This is a genomic window from Leucobacter sp. UCD-THU (assembly GCF_000349545.1).
GTDB classification, from domain to species: domain Bacteria; phylum Actinomycetota; class Actinomycetes; order Actinomycetales; family Microbacteriaceae; genus Leucobacter; species Leucobacter muris.
Genome location: NZ_KB714599.1, coordinates 102,020 through 125,709, shown reverse-complemented (window position 1 = coordinate 125,709; position 23,690 = coordinate 102,020). Strand labels below are relative to the sequence as shown.

General features: G+C 63.9%; 19 protein-coding genes. 13 read left to right on the top strand and 6 right to left on the bottom strand.

Features of this window, described 5'->3' with window-relative positions; all coding sequences use genetic code 11:
- The first annotated feature begins 31 nt into the window (after positions 1 to 31).
- Genes trxB through chrA form a run of 5 tightly spaced genes read left to right on the top strand, consistent with a single transcriptional unit; the run spans position 32 to position 4,779 of the window.
- Positions 32 to 1,009 (top strand): thioredoxin-disulfide reductase, encoded by a 978-nt coding sequence (gene trxB / locus H490_RS18165; protein ID WP_081611577.1) that lies wholly within the window; start codon positions 32 to 34, stop codon positions 1,007 to 1,009.
- A complete protein-coding gene (arsB, locus tag H490_RS18160) occupies positions 1,006 to 2,103 on the top strand; it encodes an ACR3 family arsenite efflux transporter (protein ID WP_017882818.1) in 1,098 nt (365 codons plus the stop codon). Before trxB ends, arsB begins: the two co-directional genes overlap by 4 nt.
- A complete protein-coding gene (locus tag H490_RS18155) occupies positions 2,100 to 3,116 on the top strand; it encodes a metalloregulator ArsR/SmtB family transcription factor (protein ID WP_017882817.1) in 1,017 nt (338 codons plus the stop codon). Before arsB ends, H490_RS18155 begins: the two co-directional genes overlap by 4 nt.
- Before the next feature lie 20 nt (positions 3,117 to 3,136).
- Positions 3,137 to 3,544 (top strand): arsenate reductase ArsC, encoded by a 408-nt coding sequence (locus H490_RS18150; RefSeq protein ID WP_017882816.1) that lies wholly within the window; start codon positions 3,137 to 3,139, stop codon positions 3,542 to 3,544.
- A 50-nt stretch (positions 3,545 to 3,594) separates the two neighbouring features.
- Positions 3,595 to 4,779 carry a chromate efflux transporter gene (chrA, locus tag H490_RS18145; RefSeq protein WP_017882815.1) on the top strand — a complete coding sequence of 395 codons (1,185 nt, stop codon included), beginning with the start codon at positions 3,595 to 3,597 and terminating at the stop codon, positions 4,777 to 4,779.
- Here chrA and nhaA read toward each other — a convergent pair.
- Positions 4,751 to 6,127, bottom strand: a complete 1,377-nt coding sequence (nhaA, locus tag H490_RS18140) for a Na+/H+ antiporter NhaA (RefSeq protein WP_041204892.1) — start codon at positions 6,125 to 6,127, stop codon at positions 4,751 to 4,753. The two genes, chrA and nhaA, sit on opposite strands and share 29 nt — an antisense overlap.
- Positions 6,128 to 6,380: 253 nt before the next feature.
- The gene (locus tag H490_RS31925) at positions 6,381 to 6,869 is read right to left on the bottom strand and encodes a hypothetical protein (RefSeq protein WP_152424158.1); all 489 of its coding nucleotides are present in this window, start codon (positions 6,867 to 6,869) and stop codon (positions 6,381 to 6,383) included.
- Positions 6,870 to 7,123: 254 nt separating this feature from the next.
- On the opposite strand from H490_RS31925, the gene H490_RS18135 reads away from it, so the two are divergent.
- Positions 7,124 to 8,524 (top strand): TrkH family potassium uptake protein, encoded by a 1,401-nt coding sequence (locus H490_RS18135; protein ID WP_017882812.1) that lies wholly within the window; start codon positions 7,124 to 7,126, stop codon positions 8,522 to 8,524.
- A gap of 11 nt (positions 8,525 to 8,535) precedes the next feature.
- Here H490_RS18135 and H490_RS18130 read toward each other — a convergent pair whose 3' ends face one another.
- Positions 8,536 to 10,062 carry a SulP family inorganic anion transporter gene (locus H490_RS18130; protein WP_031289565.1) on the bottom strand — a complete coding sequence of 509 codons (1,527 nt, stop codon included), beginning with the start codon at positions 10,060 to 10,062 and terminating at the stop codon, positions 8,536 to 8,538.
- 54 nt (positions 10,063 to 10,116) lie between these two features.
- Here H490_RS18130 and H490_RS18125 point away from each other — a divergent pair, with 54 nt between their 5' ends.
- From H490_RS18125 to H490_RS18110, 5 genes are all read left to right on the top strand, one after another.
- Complete coding sequence (locus H490_RS18125; protein ID WP_017882810.1) at positions 10,117 to 10,497, top strand: MerR family transcriptional regulator; 381 nt, start codon at positions 10,117 to 10,119, stop codon at positions 10,495 to 10,497.
- Positions 10,494 to 10,739 (top strand): chromate transporter, encoded by a 246-nt coding sequence (locus tag H490_RS32880; RefSeq protein ID WP_306408052.1) that lies wholly within the window; start codon positions 10,494 to 10,496, stop codon positions 10,737 to 10,739. Before H490_RS18125 ends, H490_RS32880 begins: the two co-directional genes overlap by 4 nt.
- A complete protein-coding gene (locus H490_RS32875) occupies positions 10,740 to 10,928 on the top strand; it encodes a hypothetical protein (protein WP_017882809.1) in 189 nt (62 codons plus the stop codon).
- A gap of 85 nt (positions 10,929 to 11,013) precedes the next feature.
- Positions 11,014 to 12,981 carry a heavy metal translocating P-type ATPase gene (locus tag H490_RS18115; RefSeq protein ID WP_041204890.1) on the top strand — a complete coding sequence of 656 codons (1,968 nt, stop codon included), beginning with the start codon at positions 11,014 to 11,016 and terminating at the stop codon, positions 12,979 to 12,981.
- 24 nt (positions 12,982 to 13,005) lie between these two features.
- Positions 13,006 to 13,734, top strand: coding sequence for a VIT1/CCC1 transporter family protein (locus H490_RS18110; RefSeq protein WP_031289564.1), 729 nt, complete (start codon positions 13,006 to 13,008; stop codon positions 13,732 to 13,734).
- 562 nt (positions 13,735 to 14,296) lie between these two features.
- On the opposite strand, the gene H490_RS18105 is transcribed toward H490_RS18110, so the two are convergent.
- Together H490_RS18105 and H490_RS18100 are read right to left on the bottom strand one after the other, a co-directional pair.
- Positions 14,297 to 15,673 carry an amidohydrolase family protein gene (locus H490_RS18105; protein ID WP_017882806.1) on the bottom strand — a complete coding sequence of 459 codons (1,377 nt, stop codon included), beginning with the start codon at positions 15,671 to 15,673 and terminating at the stop codon, positions 14,297 to 14,299.
- Positions 15,674 to 15,874: 201 nt separating this feature from the next.
- A complete protein-coding gene (locus tag H490_RS18100; RefSeq protein ID WP_017882805.1) occupies positions 15,875 to 17,089 on the bottom strand; it encodes a PucR family transcriptional regulator in 1,215 nt (404 codons plus the stop codon).
- 138 nt (positions 17,090 to 17,227) lie between these two features.
- Here H490_RS18100 and dapB point away from each other — a divergent pair, with 138 nt between their 5' ends.
- On the top strand, positions 17,228 to 17,977 hold the full coding sequence (gene dapB / locus H490_RS18095; protein ID WP_031289562.1) for a 4-hydroxy-tetrahydrodipicolinate reductase: 750 nt from the start codon (positions 17,228 to 17,230) through the stop codon (positions 17,975 to 17,977).
- 745 nt (positions 17,978 to 18,722) lie between these two features.
- On the opposite strand, the gene H490_RS0115385 is transcribed toward dapB, so the two are convergent.
- Positions 18,723 to 20,717 carry an ATP-binding protein gene (locus H490_RS0115385; protein WP_031289561.1) on the bottom strand — a complete coding sequence of 665 codons (1,995 nt, stop codon included), beginning with the start codon at positions 20,715 to 20,717 and terminating at the stop codon, positions 18,723 to 18,725.
- 401 nt (positions 20,718 to 21,118) lie between these two features.
- Here H490_RS0115385 and H490_RS18090 point away from each other — a divergent pair, with 401 nt between their 5' ends.
- The gene (locus H490_RS18090; protein ID WP_051066121.1) at positions 21,119 to 23,650 is read left to right on the top strand and encodes a DEAD/DEAH box helicase family protein; all 2,532 of its coding nucleotides are present in this window, start codon (positions 21,119 to 21,121) and stop codon (positions 23,648 to 23,650) included.
- Positions 23,651 to 23,690: the final 40 nt, after the last annotated feature.

Below are 23,690 nucleotides of genomic sequence, written 5' to 3'. Positions count from 1 at the left end.
CAGATGTTTCGATAACCATCAATATAGAAATATGTCGATTCAAGAAGTTGAGCTGCTCATTGTCGGTTCAGGCCCTGCCGGATACACCGCGGCGCTGTACGCCGCTCGTGCGGGGCTCGCCCCGGTGGTGATTGCGGGATCGGTGTCGGCGGGAGGTGCTCTAATGACGACCACGGAAGTGGAGAACTTTCCGGGCTTCATCAACGGAGTGCAGGGGCCGGAGTTGATGGCGTCGATGCGTGCGCAAGCCGAACGGTTCGGAGCGCGGATTGTGTACGACGACGCGACCAGGGTGGATCTCGCGAACGAGTGGAAGACCGTCGTGACCGGAGGCGGTAGCACGTATCGGGCCAAGGCGGTGATCATCGCGATGGGTTCGGCGTACCGGAAGCTCGGCCTCCCCGAGGAGGCTCGCTTGTCTGGGCATGGGCTGTCGTGGTGTGCGACGTGCGACGGGTTCTTCTTCCGGGACCGCGAGATCGCGGTGGTTGGAGGCGGGGACTCCGCCATGGAGGAGGCGTTGTTCTTGACGAGGTTCGCGTCGAACGTGACGATCGTGCACCGGAGGGACGAGTTCCGGGCCTCGAAGATCATGGTGCAGCGGGTGCTCGACCACCCCAAGATTGAGGTTGCGTGGAATAGCGAAGTCGCCGCGATCCTCGGCGACGATCAGGTAACTGGGCTACGTCTGCGCAACACGGAGACGAGTGCGGAGCGGGCCTTGGACGTAGCGGGAGTGTTCGTGGCAATTGGACACGACCCGCGCTCGGAGCTGGTGACCGGACAGGTCGCGATCGACAGCGCCGGTTATGTGATCGTCGCGCATCCCTCGACTCGGACGAACCTTCCGGGCGTGTTTGCTGCCGGTGACCTCGTGGACCGCACCTATCGGCAAGCGATCACTGCCGCGGGCACCGGCTGCGCCGCGGCCCAGGATGCGCAGCACTACCTCTCGAGCCTCGCCCCGGTCGTCGCGGTCGCAGATCCGACCCTCGAGGCGTCCACATGACCGCGGTGACGCCGCGCGTCGCTCCGAAGCGGCTCTCCACGCTCGACAAGTGGCTGCCGTTGTGGATCGGGCTCGCGATGATCGCGGGGCTGGCGCTCGGCCGCTTCGTACCCGCACTGTCGGACCTGCTGGCTCGGCTCGAAGTTGGCGGCATCTCTGTGCCGATCGGGATCGGGTTGCTGGCGATGATGTACCCGGTGCTCGCCAAGGTGCGTTACGACAAGGTGGCCGCCGTCACCGGCGATAAGAAGCTGCTTGTCTCCTCGTTGGCGCTGAACTGGATGGTCGGGCCCGCGGTGATGTTCGCACTCGCCTGGATCTTTTTACCTGATCTTCCCGAGTACCGGACCGGTCTGATCATCGTGGGGCTGGCGCGGTGCATCGCGATGGTGGTGATCTGGAACGATCTCGCCTGCGGAGACCGTGAGGCCACCGCGGTGCTCGTCGCGATCAACTCCGTGTTCCAGGTTGTGATGTTCTCGGTGCTCGGCTGGTTCTACCTCACCGTGCTCCCCGCTTGGCTCGGCCTCGATGCCCAGGGCCTTGATGTCTCGGTGTGGCAGATCGCGGTGAACGTGTTGGTGTTCCTCGGGATCCCGCTCATTGCCGGCTTCGCGTCCCGCTGGATCGGTGAGAAGCGCCGCGGTCGGGCCTGGTACGAGGAGAAGTTCCTCCCGGCTGTCGGGCCGTGGGCGCTGTACGGGCTGCTGTTCACGATCGTGCTGCTGTTCGCCCTGCAAGGGGAAGCGGTTACCTCGAACCCGCTCGCGGTGGCCCGCATCGCGCTGCCGCTGCTGGTCTACTTCGCCCTCATGTGGTTCGCCGGGCTCCTCCTGGGCAAAGCGCTCGGCCTCGGCTACGCACGATCGACGACCCTGGCGTTCACCGCCGCCGGCAATAACTTCGAGCTGGCGATCGCGGTCGCTATCGGCACCTTCGGCGCTGCTTCGGGGCAGGCACTCGCCGGCGTCATCGGCCCGCTCATCGAGGTTCCCGTCCTCGTCGCCCTCGTCTACGTCTCCCTGTGGGCCGCACGAGCCTGGTTCCATATCGACCCCTACACCACCCGCGCACTTGAATCGAGGGCCTCATGACTGACACCACCTCCCCTCCGGTAGCTGACACCTGCGCACCGTCGGTGACGCATGCGATCGGCACGGACGCGGCCGTCACCGTGGCGGGCGCGCTGAAGGCGATCGCGGATCCGCTGCGCCTGCGGATGCTGTCGGCAATCGCTGCCGACCCGCGAGGCGAGTCCTGCGTGTGCGACCTCGCAGAACTCGCCGACGTGTCCCAGCCAACCGTCTCCCACCATCTGAAAGTCCTCAAGGACACGGGAATGTTGCTGTCCGAACGGCGCGGCACCTGGGTCTGGTACCGGATCGCGGCCCGTAGGCAACAGGCAGTCGCAGCGCTGCTCGACGCGTTCGCCCCCGCCGCGATCACAGACGACCTCGGGGATCCCGAAGACTCAGAGGATGCTCTGCTTCGTGCGGAAACCCTGCGCGACATGGATGGGCGAGTAACGCGCCTGGGCGAAGAACTCGCGGACGAACTGACCGGGCTGAGCCGAGATCTGGTGATCGCGATCGTCCGCGAATCCTATGCGGGCCTCGTGCGATCCGCGAAGATCACCCGTCACCTGATCCCGCTGACCGAGCGCTTCGCCCGCCAGCGCCTTACCGATGTCGCCCGCGACCGGTCGTCAGGGGTGCCGCAGGTGCTGTTCGTGTGCGTGCAGAATGCGGGACGGTCCCAGCTCGCCGCCGCGATCGTCAATCAGCTTGCACAAGGTCGCGTGATCGCTCGCTCCGCGGGGTCGGCACCCGCAACGGATGTGAACCCGCGCGTCCGTTCACTACTCACTCAGATCGAGGGCCAGCACGACGCGGAGACAGCGTTCCCGAAGCCGCTCACCGACGACGCCGTTCGTGCCGCCGACGTCGTCGTGACGATGGGCTGCGGCGATGTCTGCCCGATCATTCCCGGTGTCCGCTACGAGGATTGGGCCGTCGGCGACCCCGCCCTCGCTTCCCCGGATGGCATCGACGTGATCCGCGACGACATCGAACGCCGCGTGCGCACCCTCCTCACTACCCTCACCTGATTGAAAGCAGCGAACTGAACATGAACGATCAGAAACCCTCCGTGCTGTTCGTGTGCGTCCATAACGCCGGTCGCTCACAGATGGCCGCCGGCTTCCTCCGTCACCTCGCGGCAGACCGCATTGAGGTGCGTTCTGCCGGGTCGATGCCCGCCAATAAGATCAACCCCATCGCTGTCGAAGCCATGAAAGAGATGGGCATCGATATCACCGCCGAGCGACCCAAGGTGCTGAGCACCGAGGCGGTGCAAGCCTCGGACGTGGTGATCACGATGGGCTGCGGCGACGCCTGCCCGTTCTTCCCCGGCAAACGATACGAAGACTGGAAACTCGACGACCCCGCCGGCCAGGGTATCGAAGCGGTGCGGCCGATCCGCGACGAAATCAGGTCGCGGGTCGAGACGCTGATCGCAGAACTCCTCGAACCGTGACCCGAGATGCGTCCGCGGCGCCTACGAGGCCGCCCGGGAGCGTCGCGGAGGTGTTCCGCGCGTTTCTGAAGCTCGGCGTCACGTCGTTCGGTGGGCCGATCGCGCACCTCGGATACTTCCGCGAGGAGCTCGTCGTCCGCCGCAAATGGGTAAGCGAGCCACAGTACGCCGAGCTCGTCGCGCTGTGCCAGTTCCTCCCCGGCCCGGCATCGAGCCAGGTCGGGTTCGCGCTCGGCCTGATCCGCGCCGGCATCCGCGGCGCGGTAGCGGCATGGGTAGCGTTCACGCTGCCCTCGGCGCTGCTGCTCGTGCTCTTCGCTATCGGCGCCGTCAGGCTCGAAGGCGTCATCGGACACGGCCTGATCCTGGGGCTCAAAGCCGTGGCGGTCGCGGTCGTTGCGCACGCGGTGATCGGGATGGCGCGCACCCTGACACCGGATCTGCGGCGCATCCTGATCGGTCTTGCCGCCGCAGGCTTGGCGCTCTTGCTCCCTGGCAGCTTTGGGCAGCTCGCGGCGATCCTCATCGGTCTCGCTGCCGGGGTACTGTGGTGCCGCGATGCGGCCGTGTCTCGGCCGGAGGCTCTGGCGGTGCGCGTCTCCCGTAAGACCGGGATCGCGGCTCTGGTCGTCTTCGGTTGTCTGCTGACGGGCTTGCCGGTGCTCGCCGCACTCACCCAGAACACCTGGGCCCAGATCGCAGACGCGTTCACCCGTGCCGGGGCGCTCGTGTTCGGCGGCGGGCACGTCGTGCTGCCGTTGCTGCAGGCGGAATCCGCCATCGCCGCTTCGATCACGCCCGAACAGTTCCTCGCCGGATACGGGGCAGCCCAAGCAGTGCCCGGCCCGCTCTTCACCTTCGCCGCCTACCTCGGATTCGATATGATGCCCGGCCCGCTCGCCCCCGTCGCAGCGCTGCTTGCGCTGGTCGGCGTCTTCGTGCCTGGTCTCCTCCTGCTGGTCGCAGCCCTGCCGTTCTGGGATCGGGTGCGCCAGAACCCGAACATCCGATCGGCACTCGCGGGTGCGAACGCGGCCGTCGTCGGCATCCTCGCCGCGTCGCTCTGGACCCTGGTGATCACCTCCGGGATCACCGGGGTCGCGTCGCTCGGAATCGCCGCAGCATGCTTCCTGCTCCTCGCTGTGTGGAGACTCCCGGCGTGGGTCGCAGTCCTCATGGGCGCAGTAGCGGGGGTGACCGTGGCCATTACCGGCGTGAGCCTGGACTGGGCTTGAACCAGTCGGGATCCTGTCCCTGCTGGTAGACGTCGGGGATGCCATCTGCGTCCGCGTCGACCGCATCGCGCAGTGCGATGCGCCGGTACCGGCGGTTGCGGGTGCCGAGCAGGATTGCCGCGAGCACCGCGGCACTCACGGAGGCGGCAAGGGTTGCAACTTTGGCAGTATCCTGCTCGACGGATCCGGGCGGGAAGCTGAGTTCGGCGACGAGTAGTGACACGGTGAACCCGATGCCGGCGAGGAGCCCGACTCCGACCATGTCGATCCACCGAAGTTCCGGGTCGAGCTTCGTGCGAAGCGCCTTCGTAGTGAGCCAGGTCGTGGTCACGATTCCGAGCGGCTTGCCCAAGACGAGGGCGGCCACGATTGCGAAGGTGATGGGGTTCGTCATCGCGTCACGGATTCCCTCGGCCCCGCCGACGGAGGCACCGGCGGCGAAGAACGCGAAGACGGGCACCGCGATCCCAGCCGACAGAGGGCGGAATCGGTGCTCGAACTCCTCCGCAAGCCCTGGACGACCCGAGGCCGCCTCCCGGTCCGCGCGGCGGTGCAGCACCGGGATCGTGAATCCGAGCAGTACGCCTGCGATGGTGGCGTGCACGCCGGAGGCGTGCATCAGGGCCCACGCGACGACGCCGATGGGGAGCAGGATCAGCCAGGCCGCGAACGGGTGCAGTCCGAAGAAAACTCGGTAGCGTTGCGCGATGAACCCGTAGGCCGCGATGACTGCGAACGCCAGCAGCAGGGGCAGGATCTCGATGTGGTCGGTGTAGAACACGGCAATGATGCTGATTGCGATCAGGTCGTCGACGACGGCGAGAGTGAGGAGGAAGATCCGCAATGCTGGGGGCAGGTGGGAGCCGATGATCGCGAGGACGGCTACGGCGAACGCGATATCCGTGGCGGTCGGGATCGCCCACCCTCCCAGGAGCGCGGGCTGCTGCCAGACGATCACCGCGTAGATGAGCGCTGGGGCGGCTACGCCGCCTGCGGCGGCCGCGATCGGGACGATCGCGGTGCGGAAATTCCTGAGATCGCCGGCGACGAACTCGCGTTTGAGCTCGAGACCGACGAGGAAGAAGAAGATCGCGAGAAGCCCGTCGGCCGCCCATGCCCCGAGGCTGAGGTTCAGGTGCCAGGGCTCGTAGCCGATCTTGAAATCCCGCAGAGCGAAGTACGCGTCTGCGGCGGGCGTGTTCGCCCAGATGATCGCGATGAGGGCGGCGCCGACGAGCAGCATACCGCCGACGGCTTCTTTTCGCAGCAGCGCGCCGATGCGCTTCGCCTCGGCGAACGTCCCATAGCGAGGGAAGGTGCGATTGGGTGGTGTTTGGGCGGTGTTCAAGGCATCTCCTGAGGTGTGCGCGCAGGCTGAGAGGAATCGGCTCGAATCAAGCCCCTGCACCGCGTCGGGACGAGGGGATCGATTTAGGGTCAGGCTGCAGGCGTCGTGGGAGTGGTACCGGAGAGCATCGCACCCCAGGAGGAGATGTACCCGTTCGTGCCGCGATGTGGCAATACCCAGCCCGTTGGCATGAAAGCCGCGTGAAACCGGTGCTGCGTCATCACATTCAAGGATATCAGCGCCCCTTGACGGGTCACAGTGCGCCTCTTGCCCAGGCTTCGGTGAATCCGCACTCTTCGATATCGCGCCAGGTGAGCGTGACGTCAGCCCAGGAGCCGTGCCCTGGGCCGAGGGCTTCCTCGAGACGGTCATGCAGCAGTGCCAGGTCAGCGCAGTCGGTGAGGTCGAGCACGAGCACTTGCAGGTATCGGGCACGGTCACGTTCCACATCGTTATGCAGCCGCGAGGCGAGGCCCGTGGGCAGATTCACGAGCAGTGATTGCGGGAACCCGGTCGGCCGAAGGCAAGCGATACCAACCCGTAGGACGGCAGGATGCGTATCGAGTTCGTGTTTCAGATCCTGAATGGTGTCATGCCAGCGGGCACGCGCAGCTTTCCGCGTCGCACAGTTCCGGAGGTCTACGCCCCAGAGCATTCCGCGCGACGGAGCATGCTCCAGATCCTCATCGGTGTACGGCGTCTGCGGCAAGGGGTCGCCGCGAACCAGGAACGAGACAGGCAAGAAAGTCTCCTCGGAGGGTCGGGTCGAAGTTGTTTCGCCGACCAGACTTCCCGGCACACCATTCGCTGGATGCGGCAATGCCGCGCAGCGGTCTCCCACTCTACGCCCTCTCCGCGCTCCGTGCGCAAGCACTGCCGTAGAAGGAATCTTCGACGAATATTGTCGTGCGGAGTAAAGTCGAGTGCGGTGCGCCGGGAAGTCTGGTCGGCACACCGCCCGTCCGGGTGGTGTTCATGAATGCTGAGGACAGCCCTATGGATACGCGCACCGGGAACATCGCGATAGCGCGCGTGCGCGACCTTGCCCACCGCGCCACTGCCCGCACCCGCTATCTCGCCGGGCACTCGCCGGCGCGCATCGCGATCCTCGTGTTCGCCGCCGCGGTGCTGCTGTTCACGGCGCTGCTCATGCTGCCGATCGCATCGCACACCGGCACGGTCACCGCGCTCCCCGATGCATTGTTCACGGCGGTGTCGGCGGTGACCGTTACGGGGCTCACGACCGTGGACACGGGCGAGCACTGGTCGATGTTCGGGCAGGTCGTGATCCTGACCGCGATCCAGACCGGAGCGCTCGGGGTCGTCACGATCGCGCTGCTCCTCGCACGGATGGTGACGCGCAGACTCGGAATCAGCGGGCGGGTGTTCGCGCAGTCGAGCATCGGCACCACCGGGCTCGGGGACGTGAAGCGCCTCCTCCGGGTGGTGGTCGTCACGACGTTCACGATCGAGTTCGTGCTGATGCTATTCCTCGTCCCCGCCTTCATCGTCGCCGAAGGGTCGTTCGGATGGGGACTCTGGTATGGGGTGTTCTATGCGATCTCGGCGTTCGCGAACGCAGGCTTCACGCCGCATGTCGGAGGCATGGGCCAGTTCGCCGACAATCCATGGATCTTGTTCCCGCTTGCGATCGGCGTGTTCGTCGGGAGCTTCGGATTCCCCGTGTTCCTGAACCTCATCCGTGCAAAGTGGACGCGGAAGCGTTGGACGCTCCACACGAAGCTCACCATCATCACCACCATCGTGTTGTTCGTGCTCGGCACGGTCGCCTGGGCGGGGTTCGAGTGGGCGAACCCGGCCACGATCGGCGGTGAGACCTGGTGGGCGAAGATCGGAAACGCGTTCTTCGCGTCAGCGATGCTGCGCTCCGGCGGCTTCGCCGTCGTCGACACGGAATCGATGACGGCGACGACGATGCTTCTCAGCGACGCGCTCATGTTCGTCGGAGGCGGATCCGGCTCCACCGCCGGCGGCATAAAGGTCACCACCCTCGCCGTACTGTTTCTCGCGATCTGGGCCGAAGCGAAAGGCACTCAGCACACCAACGCCGCAGGCCGCAGGATCCCGAACAGCACCCTCAGACTCGCGATCAGCGTCGTGTTCCTCGGTGCCACACTCGTGCTCACCGCCACCTCCCTGCTCACTACCGTGAGCGACGCCACCCTCGATCGCCTCCTGTTCGAGACGATCTCCGCATTCGCGACCTGCGGTCTCTCCGTCGGGATCTCCGCGGAAGTCGGCCCATTCGGGAAATATGTGCTCTCTGCGCTCATGCTCGTCGGACGCGTCGGCCCGATCGCACTCGCGTCCGCCCTCGCCGTACGACAGCGCAAGGAGCTCTTCCGGCTTCCTGACGAACGACCTATCATCGGATAACCAGACAGAGGTCAGTGCCCGTCGCCAAGCCCGCCGGTAAGCCTCGTATGGAAAGCAGTCGTATACTCGTTCATCCCGATCAGTTCGACCGTCTTGCCATGCTGCTCGTACTTCGTCACGATCGCATCGAGCGCGGCCACGGTCGACGCATCCCAGATATGCGACTGCGTCATATCGACCACCACTTGGCCGGGATCCTGAGCGTACTCGAACTGGGTGGTCAGATCATTGCTCGAAGCGAAGAACAACTCACCGACGACCGTGTAATAGGCGCGCTCCTCACCGAAGTGCTCCATCACTTCACGCTTGACAGTCACGAAGTGCGCGACCCGGCGCACGAACATCACCGACGCGACGAACACCCCGACCACCACACCGATCGCGAGGTTATGGGTCGCGACGACGACCGCGACCGTCACGACCATGACCGTGGTCTCGCTCTTCGGCATCCGCTTCAGCGAGGACGGCCTGATGGAATGCCAATCAAAGGTGCCCACGGACACCATGATCATCACCGCCACGAGAGCTGCCATCGGGATGATCGCCACTATATCGCCGAGGGCAACGATCAGGATGAGGAGGAACACGCCCGCGAGGAAAGTGGAGATTCGCGTGCGCGCACCCGACGCTTTCACGTTGATCATCGTCTGTCCGATCATCGCGCACCCGCCCATCCCGCCAAAGATGCCCGAGGCGATGTTCGCGACGCCCTGCCCCCAGGACTCGCGCGTCTTGTTCGAGTGCGTATCGGTGACATCATCGACGAGCTTCGCCGTCATGAGCGACTCCATCAGCCCGACCAGCGCCATGGCGAGGGCGTAGGGGGCGATGATTGTGAGCGTCTCGAAGGTGAGCGGCACGTTCGGGATGAACAGTTCGGGCAGGCTGCGGGGCAGTTCACCCTTGTCGCCGACGGCTGGCACGTTGATCGCGAAGATGACCACGGCCGCGGTGACGACGACGATCGACACGAGGGGGGCCGGGACCACCTTGGTGATCTTCGGCATGAAGACCATGATCAGCAAGCCGATAGCGATCAGCGGGTAGACCATCCACGGCACGCCGAGGAGTTCGGGCACCTGCGCCATGAAGATGAGGATCGCGAGTGCGTTGACGAACCCGACCATGACGCTGCGCGGGATGAAGCGCATCAGCTTCGCCACCCCGAACACCGCCAGCACGATCTGCAAGAGGCCGGCGAGGAGCACGGTGGCAATGAAGTAGTCCATCCCGTGGTCACGGGCGACCGGTGCGATGACCAGTGCGATCGCACCGGTGGCTGCGGTGATCATCGCGGGGCGACCGCCGACGAATGCGATCGTGATCGCCATGATGAACGACGAGAACAACCCGACCTTCGGGTCAACGCCCGCAATGATCGAGAACGAGATCGCCTCCGGGATCAGCGCGAGCGCGACCACCAGCCCCGCAAGCGCTTCTCGGGTGAGGAGGCGCGGGGTCTTAAGCGCCGTGCGTACGGAAGGTTCAGGGCGATACCGCTTGCGGTCTTCTACAGTGGTGCTAGTGGTCACACCCATCAACCCTAACGTAACGGGAGATTTGGTGCGAAGCGAGAAGAGGATAACTTCGGGATGAGCGATGTGGGAATGATGCATATTGGCGAGCTCGCCCAACGCACAGAACTGTCCCTGCGCACCATTCGTCACTATGACGAGATCGGCCTCCTCGCACCGTCGGGACGTTCTGAGGGAGGCTTCCGGCTGTATACCGAGGGCGACTACGACCGGCTGATGCTCATCCGCCGGATGAAGCCCCTCGGCTACTCTCTCGACCAGATGGGCGATCTACTGCACGCTATCGATAGCGCTTCGCCGTCTGGCGCTGACCAAGAGGACGCGCGCCGCACGCTAGAAGATTTCCGGCAAGACGCGATGGAGCGACGCGAAAAGCTCGTAAAGCAACTCGAGATGGCGGACGAGTTCCTCCGTCTCCTTGCCATTGAAACGGAATGAGCGAATGTTACCCCAACCGCTTTGCTACTCGATCCGGATCATCGCCACATTTCACAGTCATATTTATCACTTTGTTCACGTTCTCCGCTTTCCTTGGCGCGGTCACGATGAGCGGCCCCTCGGGGGCGCTCGGAGCATCGATCGCTCTAATTGCGGTGTTCCTCCCCTCCGCGCTTCTCGTCATCGGTGTGTTGCCGTTCTGGGAGCGGCTGCGCCGAGCCCCCCGCGTGCAACGAGCCTAGATGGGGGTGAATGCGGGTGTCGTTGGCTTACTCGCGGCGGCCCTGTACGATCCGGTCTTCACCGAGGGCGTCACCGGACTGCACTCTCTCGTGATCGCCGTAATAGCGTTCGTCGCGCTGACCGCGTGGAGGGCGCCCGCGTGGGCGGTGGTGCTGGGGGCTGCCGGACTGGGGGCGTTGCTGCTCTGAACCACGCCCGCGGTCGAGTCCGAAGCATGCTGAGGCAAGGCTCGCCCCCGATGCGCCGACGCCCGCGATCTGGGAAGCTTGCAGCGTGAGACGAGTTTCTGCCGCGACCGGGGCGTATCCGCTGGTGTTCGTGACCCTGCTGGTTGCGGCGATTGGCCTGATCCTGCTCGCGACCCCTGCACGCGAAACCGCCCCATGGCTCGTCGGCGCGTACGCGCTGGCAATCGCGGGCTGGGAGGCGGTCGGTATGATCCGCCAGCTCCTCAAGGGCCACGCCGGGCTCGACATCCTCGCGGTCACCGCGATTGCGGCGGCGGTGACCGTCGGCGAGCCGTGGGCTGCGCTCGTGGTCGTACTGATGCTCACCGGCGGCGAGGCGCTCGAAGACTACGCCGCGAACCGCTCGAAGCGCGAGCTCACCGCGCTGCTGCGCAAAGCCCCGCAGCAGGCGACCCGGTTGCTGCGGGGCGATGCCGCCCCGGCGGGCGGCCCGACTGCCGAGAGGGTCGCCGAGGACGTGCCGGTCGAAGCCGTCAAGGTCGGCGATCTGCTGCTCGTGCGGCCCGGTGCGCTCGTGCCCGTGGACGCGGTGCTCGTGTCGGAGCACGCCGTGCTCGACGAGTCCTCGCTCACGGGCGAGAGCCTGCCGGTCGAGCGAGTCGCGGGCGAGCGCGTCTCCAGCGGAGTGGTGAACGGTGCGACAGCGGTCACGATGCGGGCTGTTGCGCTCGCCTCGGACAGCGAGTATCAGCAGATCGTGCGCTTGGTCGAGCAGGCTGCGGGGAGCAAGGCGAAGGTGGTGCGCCTCGCCGACCGTTATGCGGTGCCGTTCACGGTGCTCTCGCTCATCATCGCAGGCATAGCGTGGGGGGTCAGCGGAGAGGCGGTCAGGTTCGCCGAGGTGCTGGTGGTCGCGACCCCGTGCCCGCTGCTGATCGCCGCACCGGTCGCGTTCCTCGGTGGCATGAGCCGAGCTGCGCGCTTCGGGCTCATCGTGAAGGGCGGCGGCACTCTCGAACAGCTCTCGCGGGTACGCTCCGCCGCGTTCGACAAGACCGGCACCATCACGACCGGGCGGCCCGCGCTCGAACGCATCCTTGCCGAGCCCGGCTTCGACGAGATGAGCGTGCTCCAGTTCGCCGCATCGGCCGAGGTGTACTCGTCCCACGTACTCGCAGAGTCCGTCGTCGTGGCGGCCAAGCAGCACGGATACCCGCTGCTGGACGCGCTCGGAGCCGAGGAGATCGCCACCAACGGCGTCGCCGCGGAGTTCGCATCCGACAACGCGGAGGATGCGGCGACGACGGTGCGGGTGGGCAAGCCCTCCTGGCTCCGCGAGTTCGCCCCGGCCCTCGCGCTCGCCCCGCTGGAGCCCGGTGAACTCGCAATCTACGTCGCCCTCGACGACCGCTTCGCGGGCGCGATCGTGATGCGCGACCAGACACGAGACGAGGCTGCGCAGGCGCTCGGAGAGTTGCAGCGACTCGGGGTCGAGCGCACGCTCATGGTCACCGGCGACGTGGCAGCCACAGCCGAACCGATCGCCGCGGGTCTCGGGATCAACGAGGTGCACGTCGAGTGCCGGCCCTCCGACAAGGTGAGCATTGTGAGCGCGGTGCAGCCCAGACCGCTCATCATGGTCGGCGACGGCCTCAACGACGCCCCCGTACTCGCCGCAGCCGATATCGGCTTCGCGATGGGAGCTCGCGGCGCGACCGCCGCGAGCGAGTCCGCCGACATCGTGAACCGATACGAAACCCTCACTTCCCTCCCCCTGGCGGTACGTGTGGGAAAGGACACGGTGCGGATCGCTCTCCAGAGCATCTGGCTCGGCATCATCATCAGCGTGGGTCTCATGCTCGTCGCAGCGTTCGGGTTCCTTCCAGCGTTGATCGGGGCCTGGCTCCAAGAAGTCGTCGACCTGGTCGCAATCCTCGGCGCGCTGCGCGCCGTCGGTCCGCGCGCCGAGCGCAAACTCAAGGCATCGCGAGCCAACGCGGGCGGCGCACAGCGCACACCGCTGACAGGCCGAGAGAGCCAGCGAACCCACTGAGAATCACTATGGAGGCACCGAGCCATGGCTAGAAAAACAGTACCCCAAGCCCATCCCGGCGAACCTCACGACCGGGGCACTGGCCAGCGACTCAACTGGTTGCGCGCCGGGGTACTGGGAGCGAACGACGGCATCGTCTCGACCGCTGGCGTCGTGATCGGTGTCGCCGCGGCGACCCCGAACAACGTTCTCGCGATCGCCACGGCAGGAATCGCCGCAGTGGTCGCTGGCGCATTCTCGATGGCCGGAGGCGAGTACGTCTCGGTGAGTACCCAGCGCGATACCGAGAAGGCGCTGATTGCCAAGGAAAAATGGGAACTCGAGACCATACCTCAGGAAGAACTCGAAGAACTCGCCGGCCTCTACCGTCAGCGTGGGCTCTCGGACGACCTCGCGCATCAGGTCGCGGTCGAGCTCACCGCGAAGGACGCCCTTGCAGCCCATGCAGAGGTTGAACTCGGAATCGACCCCGAAGAGTTCACCAGCCCCTGGGCGGCGGCTGTCTCGTCATTCGTCTCGTTCGCGCTGGGAGCGTTCATCCCGCTCGTAATGATCCTTTTGCCATTCGGCGAGAACCGCGTCTGGATCGCCGCGGTCGCAGTGGTGATCGGCTTGTTCCTCACCGGCTGGATCAGCGCCGCCCTCGGCGGGGCTCCGCGCGGCCGGGCCATCCTCCGGAACGTGGTGATGGGCTCAGCGACGATGATTGCGACTTACCTCATCGGCCTGCTCTTCGGCGTCGCTGTTGGCTGAGCGGAGACGACCGCTGAACCCAGCTGACCGTGAAGGTGGCGTTCACAGGCCGTTCGGTTTTCCGCGCCCGCGATGAGCGGCCTCGATCAAGTTGGGTGGGGCCGGAGCCGAGTCAGCGGGCGGAAGCGGCCGGCTTAGGGAAAGTAGTGGGGCGGCGGCACCGAAAGGCTCCGGTCAACATCATCACGCCCACGGGGTGCAGTAGATTCCTGTAGCTCGGGCAGAACGCGGGGTCGTCCGCGCTCGCGCTCGAGGACAGCGACACCCGCATGGGCCGACTCGGCCGCGCCGAACTGGGTCTCGGCGAGATCTACACCCTCGACGCGTCGCTCGCGCGCTTCGAGGCGGTGACCGCCGACCAGATCTGCGAGGCCGCAGACCGTCGTCGCGGTCGGCGACGTCGAGAAGAGCGCGCTCCGGGCGAGTTGACGATGTGCGGTGTGAGCCCGGCCGGGGAGCTGCGTCACCCCGCAACGCTCCCCGGCCACCTGATCGCCAAGACATGCTTTCCCAAGCTGCTATCCGAGCGGCGATGCGCCAAGGTAGCCGATACGGCGCGATACTATGAGGGATCGCCGGGGATCGGCACGCTCGCAAGCGGCTGCAGGGGAAGCGCGGCCCGGTCGACGACCTCTCCGGCCTTCACCACGGTGGTGACGTCGAGCAGCGCAGTGATGTCGTCCAGCGGGTCGGATCCCAGCACCAGTACGTCTCCGAACTTGCCGACCTCGAGCGTGCCGATATCGGCGCTCTTGCCGTATGCCTCTGCCGGGATTCGGGTGGAGGACTCGATCACCTGGAGGTGGGACATGCCCTTCTCGATGAGTGCCTGGCCCCACGCGACGTGGTCGGTTCCCAGCGTCCAGGGACGGTTGAGGTCTCCGTGCCCGTGCTGATCGGTCAGCACGTCGTGGGAGGTGCATCCGGCGTCGGTGCCGAGCATGATCGAGGCTCCGGCCGCGATAAGACGCTGCTCATTCTCGATATGCACGCCGCCGCCGTACAGGGTAAAGGGGTGCTGGATTTGCTCGAGAAGCGACTGATAGGCGGCGTTCACGGACTGCACTCCGCAGTAGATACCCTTCTCGAGGATCTTGTCGATCGTGGCCTGGGGAATCGCCACCTGCCCGGTCAAAGTGGAGTGAATGATCACGTCGAAGCCGAGCTCGACTGAGATCTCTAGCGCCTCAACCGACTGGATGTGGGCCAGCGTCGGTACGCCGGCGGCGCGTCCCTCCTCGAGCATGACCTTGAGTGCCCGCTCCGAGAACGTCAGGTAGCCGCGGGTGGCTCCAAGCGTTGGAAGGAGGTGGTCGCTCACCGCGATCTTCAGCATGTCGACACCGCGAGCAAGGTAGTTGCGAATGATGGGTCGGATGTCTTCCGCTGCAAGCATGCTCAGGTCTTCCGCCCCGACTCCGGTAGAGAACAGCTCGTCCAAGCGGTTCGCGAATGTCGTGCTGATCACCTGTCGTGCGCGCAAGTTGAAGTCGGCGCTGAAGGGGCCTCCCATGCCCACGATGTTGCCGGCCGCGAAGATTCGGGCTCCCGGCACTTCGCCCGACGCGATGCGATCCCGGGAGGCGAGCACGGGTCCGGTCGCGTTCCAAGTGTCGAACACGGTGGTCTGTCCCGCTGCGAGCGCGATCTGCGCCGCCTCCTCGATCACGCTGGTGAGGTTGCCCTCATAACGCGCAAGATACTCGACCCCGCCGACGCCCATCATCATGATGCCGTCGAGCAGGTGAATGTTGCCATTCACAATGCCGGGGAGCACCCACTGCCCTTCGGCGTCGATCACCTGAACGCCGGCGGGAATCTCCGCGGCGTCGACCGATGTGATGCGCCCGTTCTCGATCAGTATCGTGCCGTTGAGCCGCGGGCCCGACCCCGTGCCATCGATCAGGGTTCCGTTGGTAATAGCTATGGTTGCTGTCATCGCCGCCTCCTCGCGGATTCTCCCGGGCGCGTTACCCGCGGTGCATCCGAGAGTAGGAGGCTGGTCATACTGCGGCCTAGATTCGGGATGACCCATTCAGGGGCTCGCGATGGACACTTTGCACAACGCGGTGGCTCATGTCTCGCCGTGCGCCGACCTGTCTCGCCGTCCGTCTCCTCCCGGGCGATCAGGGTGAAGATCTCAGCCGTCGAGGTATTGCTTCAGTCGTAGTGCGACGTGTACCTCGAAGGGGCGGTGTGCGAGGTGGTCGGCCAGCAAAGCGCGGGCGCGGTCCAGCCGGTGGTAAATGGTGTTCCGGTGCACGTCGAGATTGCGCGATGCGTCCGCAATGCTCCCGTTGACTGCCAGATACGCGAGGAGGGTCTGCCGCAGCTCCTCGTGTTCCGGCCTCGCGAGGGCCTTGAGGTGGAAGTCGACGAACCGCGTGGCGAGGCGGCGATCGCTCAGCAGCAGGGCCGGAAGCGCAACATCGTCGAAGGATGCGACCGCGCGTCGCATATCGTGTTGCCCGGCGAAGCGTCGCACCACCTCGGCGTCGCGGAACACCTCGCGAAACCCCTCTCGGCCGGCTTCGCCTTCGCTGAGTGCGGCGGCGAGTTCGGACTCCTGCGCGAGGCACAATTCGATTTCGTCCTTCAGGGTTGTCGCCGTCCGTGGATCGGGCGCGGCGGCCCATATCGTCAGCCGTTCCTTGTCCGGCCGGAACGTGAGCGAGTGATATCCGTGAGTGATCGAGGTGATCATTGCTGAGATGCGATCGTACTCCTCTTGAGTGAGGTCCCCGCCCTTCAGCTTCCACACGGCGACGAGGAGGTGCCACGCCTGCAGTGGGTATGCACCGATCCTCTCGGCAGTCGAGTCGCCGTCGAGCACCGCGAGGATCTCGCGCTCTATCTCAACCGCACGAGTGCCGATCTCGCGCGTCCGTTGCTTGTACGAGTGGATGGATGCTTCCACCTGTTCCAGGTAGGCGGCCATCAGTTGATACGCCGCCGTGGATCGCTCGACCTGCTGGTCCTGTGCCAGGCAGGTTTGCAGGATGAGGGGTTGAATGTGCTGACCCCAGAGGATCGATTGGCCCACGTAATACACCAGGGTGATGGCGCGATCCGGTAGGTGGGCTTCGGCGATGGCGTTGACCACCCGGAGCGCTGCAAGCGGCGTGCCCACTGCATGCCCGATTTCGAATGTGTCGGCGATGCCGAGCAGATTCGCTCGGAGGCTCTCAAATCCGAGTTCGCCCATTGCTGTGGGGATCAGTCTTCGGTCATCGAGCGCGATGCTGACGCTCGCGGCAATCTCGTCCGCTTCGCGCCGGATCGCGGCGGCGACCTCCGCGAGCCAGTACACGCTGCCCCCAGCTGCAGTCGATTCCAGATCAGGGATCGAGACCATTGGGCAGCTCCTCATTCATCCTTGCCGAAGCATCCGCGGCAAGATGCACTGCAGTTCATCCGCTCTTGGTCGCAGGTGTCTTTCAGGTAGGTTATCCGATCGGCTGCTCGAAGCATTTGCTCCGGGTACGCTGGAGAGATGAGTGTGACAGATACAGTGGTGGGAGCGAGGGGGGGGGCTCGGCTCGGCTCGCTCGTCTGCGAGGTTGTCGAGGCCCATCACGCGGCCAAGCTGGGGGCCCAGCTCTCGAGCTCCTCCGATCCCGAAGCAGGCGCGGAGGATGCGATCCTGGTCGACGTCAGCCATCCCGAGGCGTCGCAGGCCATCGTGGAGCGCGCGGTCCGACGAGGCCAGCGCGTGGTGGTGTGCACGAGCGGCTGGTCGGCCGAGCGGATCGAGCGCCTGCGCGGTCTCGACGAGGTGACCCCCGGAGCGGCCGTGCTCATCGTGCCCAACTTCTCGCTCGGTTCGGTGCTCGGCACCGTGCTGGCGCAGATCGCGGCCCCCTGCTTCGACAGCGTCGAGATCGTCGAGGCCCATCACGCGGCCAAGGTCGATTCGCCGAGTGGAACCGCGGTGCGCACCGCCGAGCTGATCGCGGCGGCCCGCGAGGCCGAGGGCCGGCCGTCCATCGATGCGCCGTTCGTCGAGCAGAGCGCTCGCGGGCAGCTCGTCGCGGGAGTCCCGGTGCACAGCCTGCGGCTGCAGGGCGTCATCGCCCGGCAGGAGGTCCGCTTCGGCGGCGCCGGCGAGGTGCTCACGGTCACGCACGACACGCATTCCCAGGATTCCTACCGGGCCGGCATCCGGGCGGCGCTCGAGGCGATCGCCGCCGACGGCCTCGAGGGGGTCATGGTCGGGCTCGACCGCATCCTGGGCATCCGGTGATGGGGTCGGCGCGGACGCGGACCCTCGTCGGCGTGGTCGTCATGGCCGCGCTGCTGATCCTCTATTTCGTCTTCGCGGGCGTGGATGCGCCTCGGCATCATCTACAATGTCTGCGGCGACCACACACGGGCTCGGGCTGCAATTCAATCAGCAACTTCGCTTGAACGCAACGAATTTCGTCGTGATTCTCCTAAATATTAGGTTATTTGTCCACTATTTGGCCCACTAGATTCCTAACGGCACCCTGATCGGGCAGTTCACGAGCACCGTTGCGACAGGGGTTCGGGCCCGGTTTCGGCTCCGGCCGGAGGTCACCAGAAACGAGAGAAGCCCTGACAAGAAATGGCTTCTCATCAGGGCTTTTTCGTCGGGATGACAGGATTTGAACCTGCGACCCCCTGACCCCCAGGCAAGAAGCTGACCCATTTACCCCATTTGACCGGGGTCTTTCCCGTTCTCACGTTGCAGAGCGTGTCATAGATTTCATGCTTTGCAGGAAGTTGACCACTAGATTGGCCCACTAACTTCGCGACCCAAGGGACTGCAATAACGAGGTTTCTGGTGAGTTTATGGCAGCTAACTGGAGTTGCCTTCAGTCTCCTCTGCCTACCCGCGCAGGCAGACGATCGAGCACCCGGGCCCCGTTCGACCTGCGCCTCGGGGCCGCATGCGTTGCACAACGCGTCAAAGATTCCACCTGCTGTAGGGTGTTGGCAACTAGATCGACCCAATTGATTCAGGTGCCTCAGACCAGCTGCGAATCGATCGGCTCGGCGCCTGAGTCTTCTGGAGATGCCACATCGTCCGGCAGCATTTCGGCGTACTCGGCGCGGATGAAGTCGAGGCCTTCTGCCAGCGAGGGGTCGAACTCAAGCGATTCGGTCACGAAGTCGAGGCGTCGTTTGTTCTCATCGATGAGATCTCGCCAGCGACGAACGTAGGCCCGCACCGTCGGTCGCCCGGGTTTCGTGTCCGGCTCGAATACGAGCCCTCGCTCTCGATCGTCACTCTTGAAAGAGTTCTCGATCACTTCGTCATAGTCCGTGACGACGAGGACAAAGTCCCAGCTTGCCCGCTCGCTCGCAAATGCTGGAGCCGTGACCACGACGTTCACGTAGTCCTCGATCTGGTCGCGCTCTGTTCGTCCAGCCACGATGTCGGGCGCTTTGAGTTCGACGACGAGGTGCCGCACACGGTCATGCTGTTGGGACTTCGCGGCTACGTGCAGATCCACGCGTCCGCTCTTCCCGTCCCAGCGTTTAACTGGTTCGACCTTACTTGCGGGAAGCCCTTCGAGCTTGAGATGGGTTCGTAGCATCTGGGTGAGTCCACGTTCGCTGTTCATGAAGTGGTACTCCTCGCCGAAGATCCATAACTCGTGTTCGAGCATCTTGTGAAGGTGGTCTCGTTCTCCCACCTTCTGGGAGTCTTCGGGGTCAAACAGCAGATGCTCCAGTCCCGCGAGGAACTTGCTTCGGCTGGTTACGAGGTTGGCACTCCGGATCACACCCGCGAGCGTCGTTTCGCTGAGAAGCTTCGTGAGCGCATGGCGATCTTGTTCGCTGAGGGCAACGAACTCGCTAACCAGCACGGCCAGGTTCTCCGGGTCGGTCTTCAGCGCATCGCGCAGAAGGTTGAGTGTGAGTTGCGCCCCATCCTTGCGCTTCGGGATCTGTGGCACGAGAGCGCTCGAGACAATGTCGAAGACTGCGCGCTCCGCTTTCTCCGCCTCGGTACTAGGAGCTTTCTCGTATGGGTACACACCCTTCGATTTCCAGTCCTCGATCTGGTCACGTCGACGCGCGCGACGACGAGACGCGAAGTGGTCTTTCACCGCCGAGCGCGTAGCGCGCCAGACGGCTCCCGCTGGGTCCGGGGCCATGTCGGTGAGTCCGAGCACAGCGAGCGAATCAGGGTCGAACCCAGGCCAGGTGACGTAGGCGGAAAACGCAGCCTGTGGCTCAAGCTCAGCACCGGAAGTCTCTACGACGAAACGTTCGGAGTCTTCTCCGAAGTACACAGCACGATGTTTCCCAGTTCTCCACTCGATGATCCGGATCAACACAGTCGTGTCGGGGATCGTGTCTAGGGGCACCACCAGTGTCGTGTCGTCAAGGATCTCATCAGCCGGATTCAGCTTGACGCCATCGAATACGATCGTGACCGCATCATCGTTAAGAAGAATCGGCGCGAAGTGCGAGGTGAGAGTGGATACCGTGGCATCGCTCATCAGCGAGTTCAAGCTTCGATCCTGCTCGTTGACTGCAGTAACGAGTGTTCCAGTCTTCGTTGCGTTAGACGGAGAAGCCTCCCAACTGAACGGTTCGGAACGTTCTTTCGCGCCCTCGATGACAACATGCTCACGCTCGCCAGCAGCGTTGACGCTCTCGCTAGCCCAGGTCACACGTGAACCCAGCGCAAAGGCTCGCAGGCGGCCCTCGCCAAGCTTGCCGTGCAGCCCACGCTTGTCATTCTTCGTCTTGGTGGCTAGCGCCTTCCACGAGCCACCAATCCGACCAAATGTTGAGGCGACTTCGTCCGAGGTAATCCCATGCCCGTCGTCCTCAACGGAAACGCTCTCGACTGCGTCCATCGCGGAGCATTCGAGAACCACACGGACGTTATCTGCTTCAGCATCGAGCGCATTCCAGATCAGCTCGACAACGGCGCGCACCGGGTCACGCTCTCGCGCGAGACGCGTTACCAGATCGACTCCGGCAGAAAGTGGAAGGTCCCTCACGAGACTCACTGTAGTAGTCATATCAGTTTCACCCGCTCGCCTCGTCAGTGAATCTCAATGCAACGCCCCGACCGTGGTGCGCAACTCCGCCACACACAGATGGTGCTCTCCACCACTGACATTCCTGTCCCAAGGCAGCCGGAATCGGAATCAGACCCCATCTGGCCGGAGCTTTCTCTGCTCAAACGTTCCTGTCTGCGCCTCGCATCGCTGCTCTGACGTTGGCCGCTCTTGTGGTCTATTTTGTTCTCGGGAGCGCCGACCTTTCACTCCCATTGTGGTGAGCGCAAGGATGGTGACCTCACCTCTGGGAAGCTCGGCTCGTTTCCTGCACTGTCATCGCGGTCGATTTGCATGCACTCGCTGTCCTCGCAGAAGGGGGCTGCCGGTAAGTTGGAACCGTGGTGATTCGTTGGAATGAGATCAACCCGAGCAAGGGTGCCAAACTTACGCGACCTCGCGAGATCTACGCCTCTCTTCAGGGGCGCAAATGGCCTCGCCTTCGACCAGAGCAGAATGAAGTTCTCGAGAAATGGTACGAACGGCGCCACCATTCTGATCTTGTCCTAAAGCAGAACACTGGCGGCGGGAAGACGCTCACTGGGCTTCTGATCGCCCAATCCAGCCTGCATGAAGGTGTTGGTCCCGCAGTATTCCTGGTTCCTGACAGCTTCCTCATCCGACAGGTCGTGAGCGAGGCAAACGAGGCACAGATCCCGGTCACGACCGATATGGATGACGAGTCGTTCCGGTCCTCGCAGTCAATACTCGTAACCACCTTCCATAAGCTCCTCAACGGTCGAAGCGCGTTCGGGGTTCGTGGGGTCAAGCTTGTCATCCCCTTGGGCATTGTCGTCATTGATGACGCTCATGCGGCCCTGGCCGCCACAACTGACTTGTTCACCGCATTCATCCCACGATCAAGCGGAGCATTCGATCAGTTGCTCAAGTTATTCGCAGCAGACCTGCGTGAGCAAAGCCCAAAGTCGTTCGCCGAAATCGAGGCGAATGACTTTGGTGCCCCGATGCGAGTCCCACCGAAGGCCGTGGCCGATCGCGCCGACGAAATGATGAGGATCGTTCAACCGATTGCCAACGACTCCGAAATCCCCTCGCTATTCTTCTCGTGGCCATACGTGGCCGATCTTCTCAAGCTCGCAATCGTCACTGTGGCCAACAAAGGCATCGAGATCAAGACCCCATGCCCTGATGTGTCGATAATCCCAGCCTTCAGCCAGGCGCAGCGCCGCGTATATCTGACCGCGACCCTCGCAGACGAGGGGGTGCTCGTCACTGAACTCGATGCCAATCCGAAGACAGTCCGCGAGCCAATCACACCGAATCAAGCCTCCGACCTCGGCGACAGGCTGATTCTTGCGCCGTTGTCGATCAATCCTCGTTTGTCGGTTGATGCCATACGTGACCTTGCAAGGAACTTCGCCGATGGTGATCGCGATGGAGATGGCGTTGCGGAATGCGAAGCCGTGAATGTCGTCGTACTTGTACCGAGCGACTACGCGGCGAAGCAGTGGTCCGGTATCGCCGACCTAATCCTCCATGTGAAAAACATGCGGCCTTACATCGAAAGAATGAAGAGTGGTGAGCAGCTGGGTGTTGTCGTGCTGGTCAACAAGTATGACGGCGTCGATCTCCCTGGGGATGCCTGCCGGCTCTTGATCATCGATGGCGTCCCCACGCCATTGTCTCCCCACGAGCAGAGGGCTGCAGCGGCCTTGACTGGCTCCATGTCGTTCAAATCTCGGGAGGTGCAGCGGGTCGAACAAGGCATGGGCAGAGGAATCCGTGATGTCGAGGACTACTGCGCAGTATTGGTCTTGACCCGTGAAGTCGCTCTCACGCTGCGCGACACCAGTCTGCGCCAGTTCTACTCTCCGGCGACACGCGCTCAGATTGAACTCAGCCTCCAGATTGCTGACCAGATTCAGGGTGAGGGAATCACGGTGATGACCGATCTGCTGAACATGTTCCTTGGACGTGATCCGCAATGGGTCGCTAAGAGCCTCGAAGCGACTGCGGATGTGACCTACGAACCTGGCGGCAAGGTGACTGAACTCGCAATCGGGCGCCGTACAGCCTTCAACCTGGCGATTTCAGGAGATACCGCGGCAGGAGTCAAGATGCTCCGAGACGCAATCGATTCTGTCGATGATGATTTCGAGAAGGGGTGGTATCTGGAAGAGCTCGCTGGCTATCAACATTTCGTCAACCCCACGGAGTCACAACGTACGCTCTCAGCAGCAAAGAAGCTCAACTGGGGTGTGCTCAAGCCTGCTGTCCCTCCCAAGTATAAGCAGCTGACGCCCCCTGTGGTCCAGGGTAGATCCGCCACTTCACATCTGAGCAGGTACACCGATGCACGACAAATGGAGCTGTCGGTATCTGCGATCTTCGACAACATCATCTGGGGTGTCGAACAAGCAGCAGATCGCGCCGAGGAACAGTTCAGGCTCTTGGGTCTCCACCTGGGGTTCGGATCAAGCCGGCCTGAGAAGGAAATGAATGATGGAGGACCGGACAATCTTTGGGCCCTAACCCCTGGTCACTACGCGGTAATCGAACTTAAGACCGGCACCAGTCGTCCCGATCCGAAAATCATCAAGGACGACGCCGAACAGATCACGCACTCCTCTATGACCTGGTTCCAAGACCGTTACATGGATGAGAACAAAGCGACTCCCGTACTGGTGCATCCATCAATGGAGCTTGATCCCCAAGCCCACGTTCCCTCGGGGACGCGCGTCATCACAGAGAGTCATCTCTCCTCTCTACGCAACGACGTGGAGGCCTTCATACGGGAGCTCAGCGATACTGCTTCGTGGAGAGACGAGGACGCGGTGACCTCGGCACTCTCCCGCCATCGCCTCACTGCGGAACAGGTGATTGCGAGCCATAGCAAGTTGATCCGCAAGTAGCCCTTACGGATTTCAACCAGAGCCTCTCGCGGGCACTGAC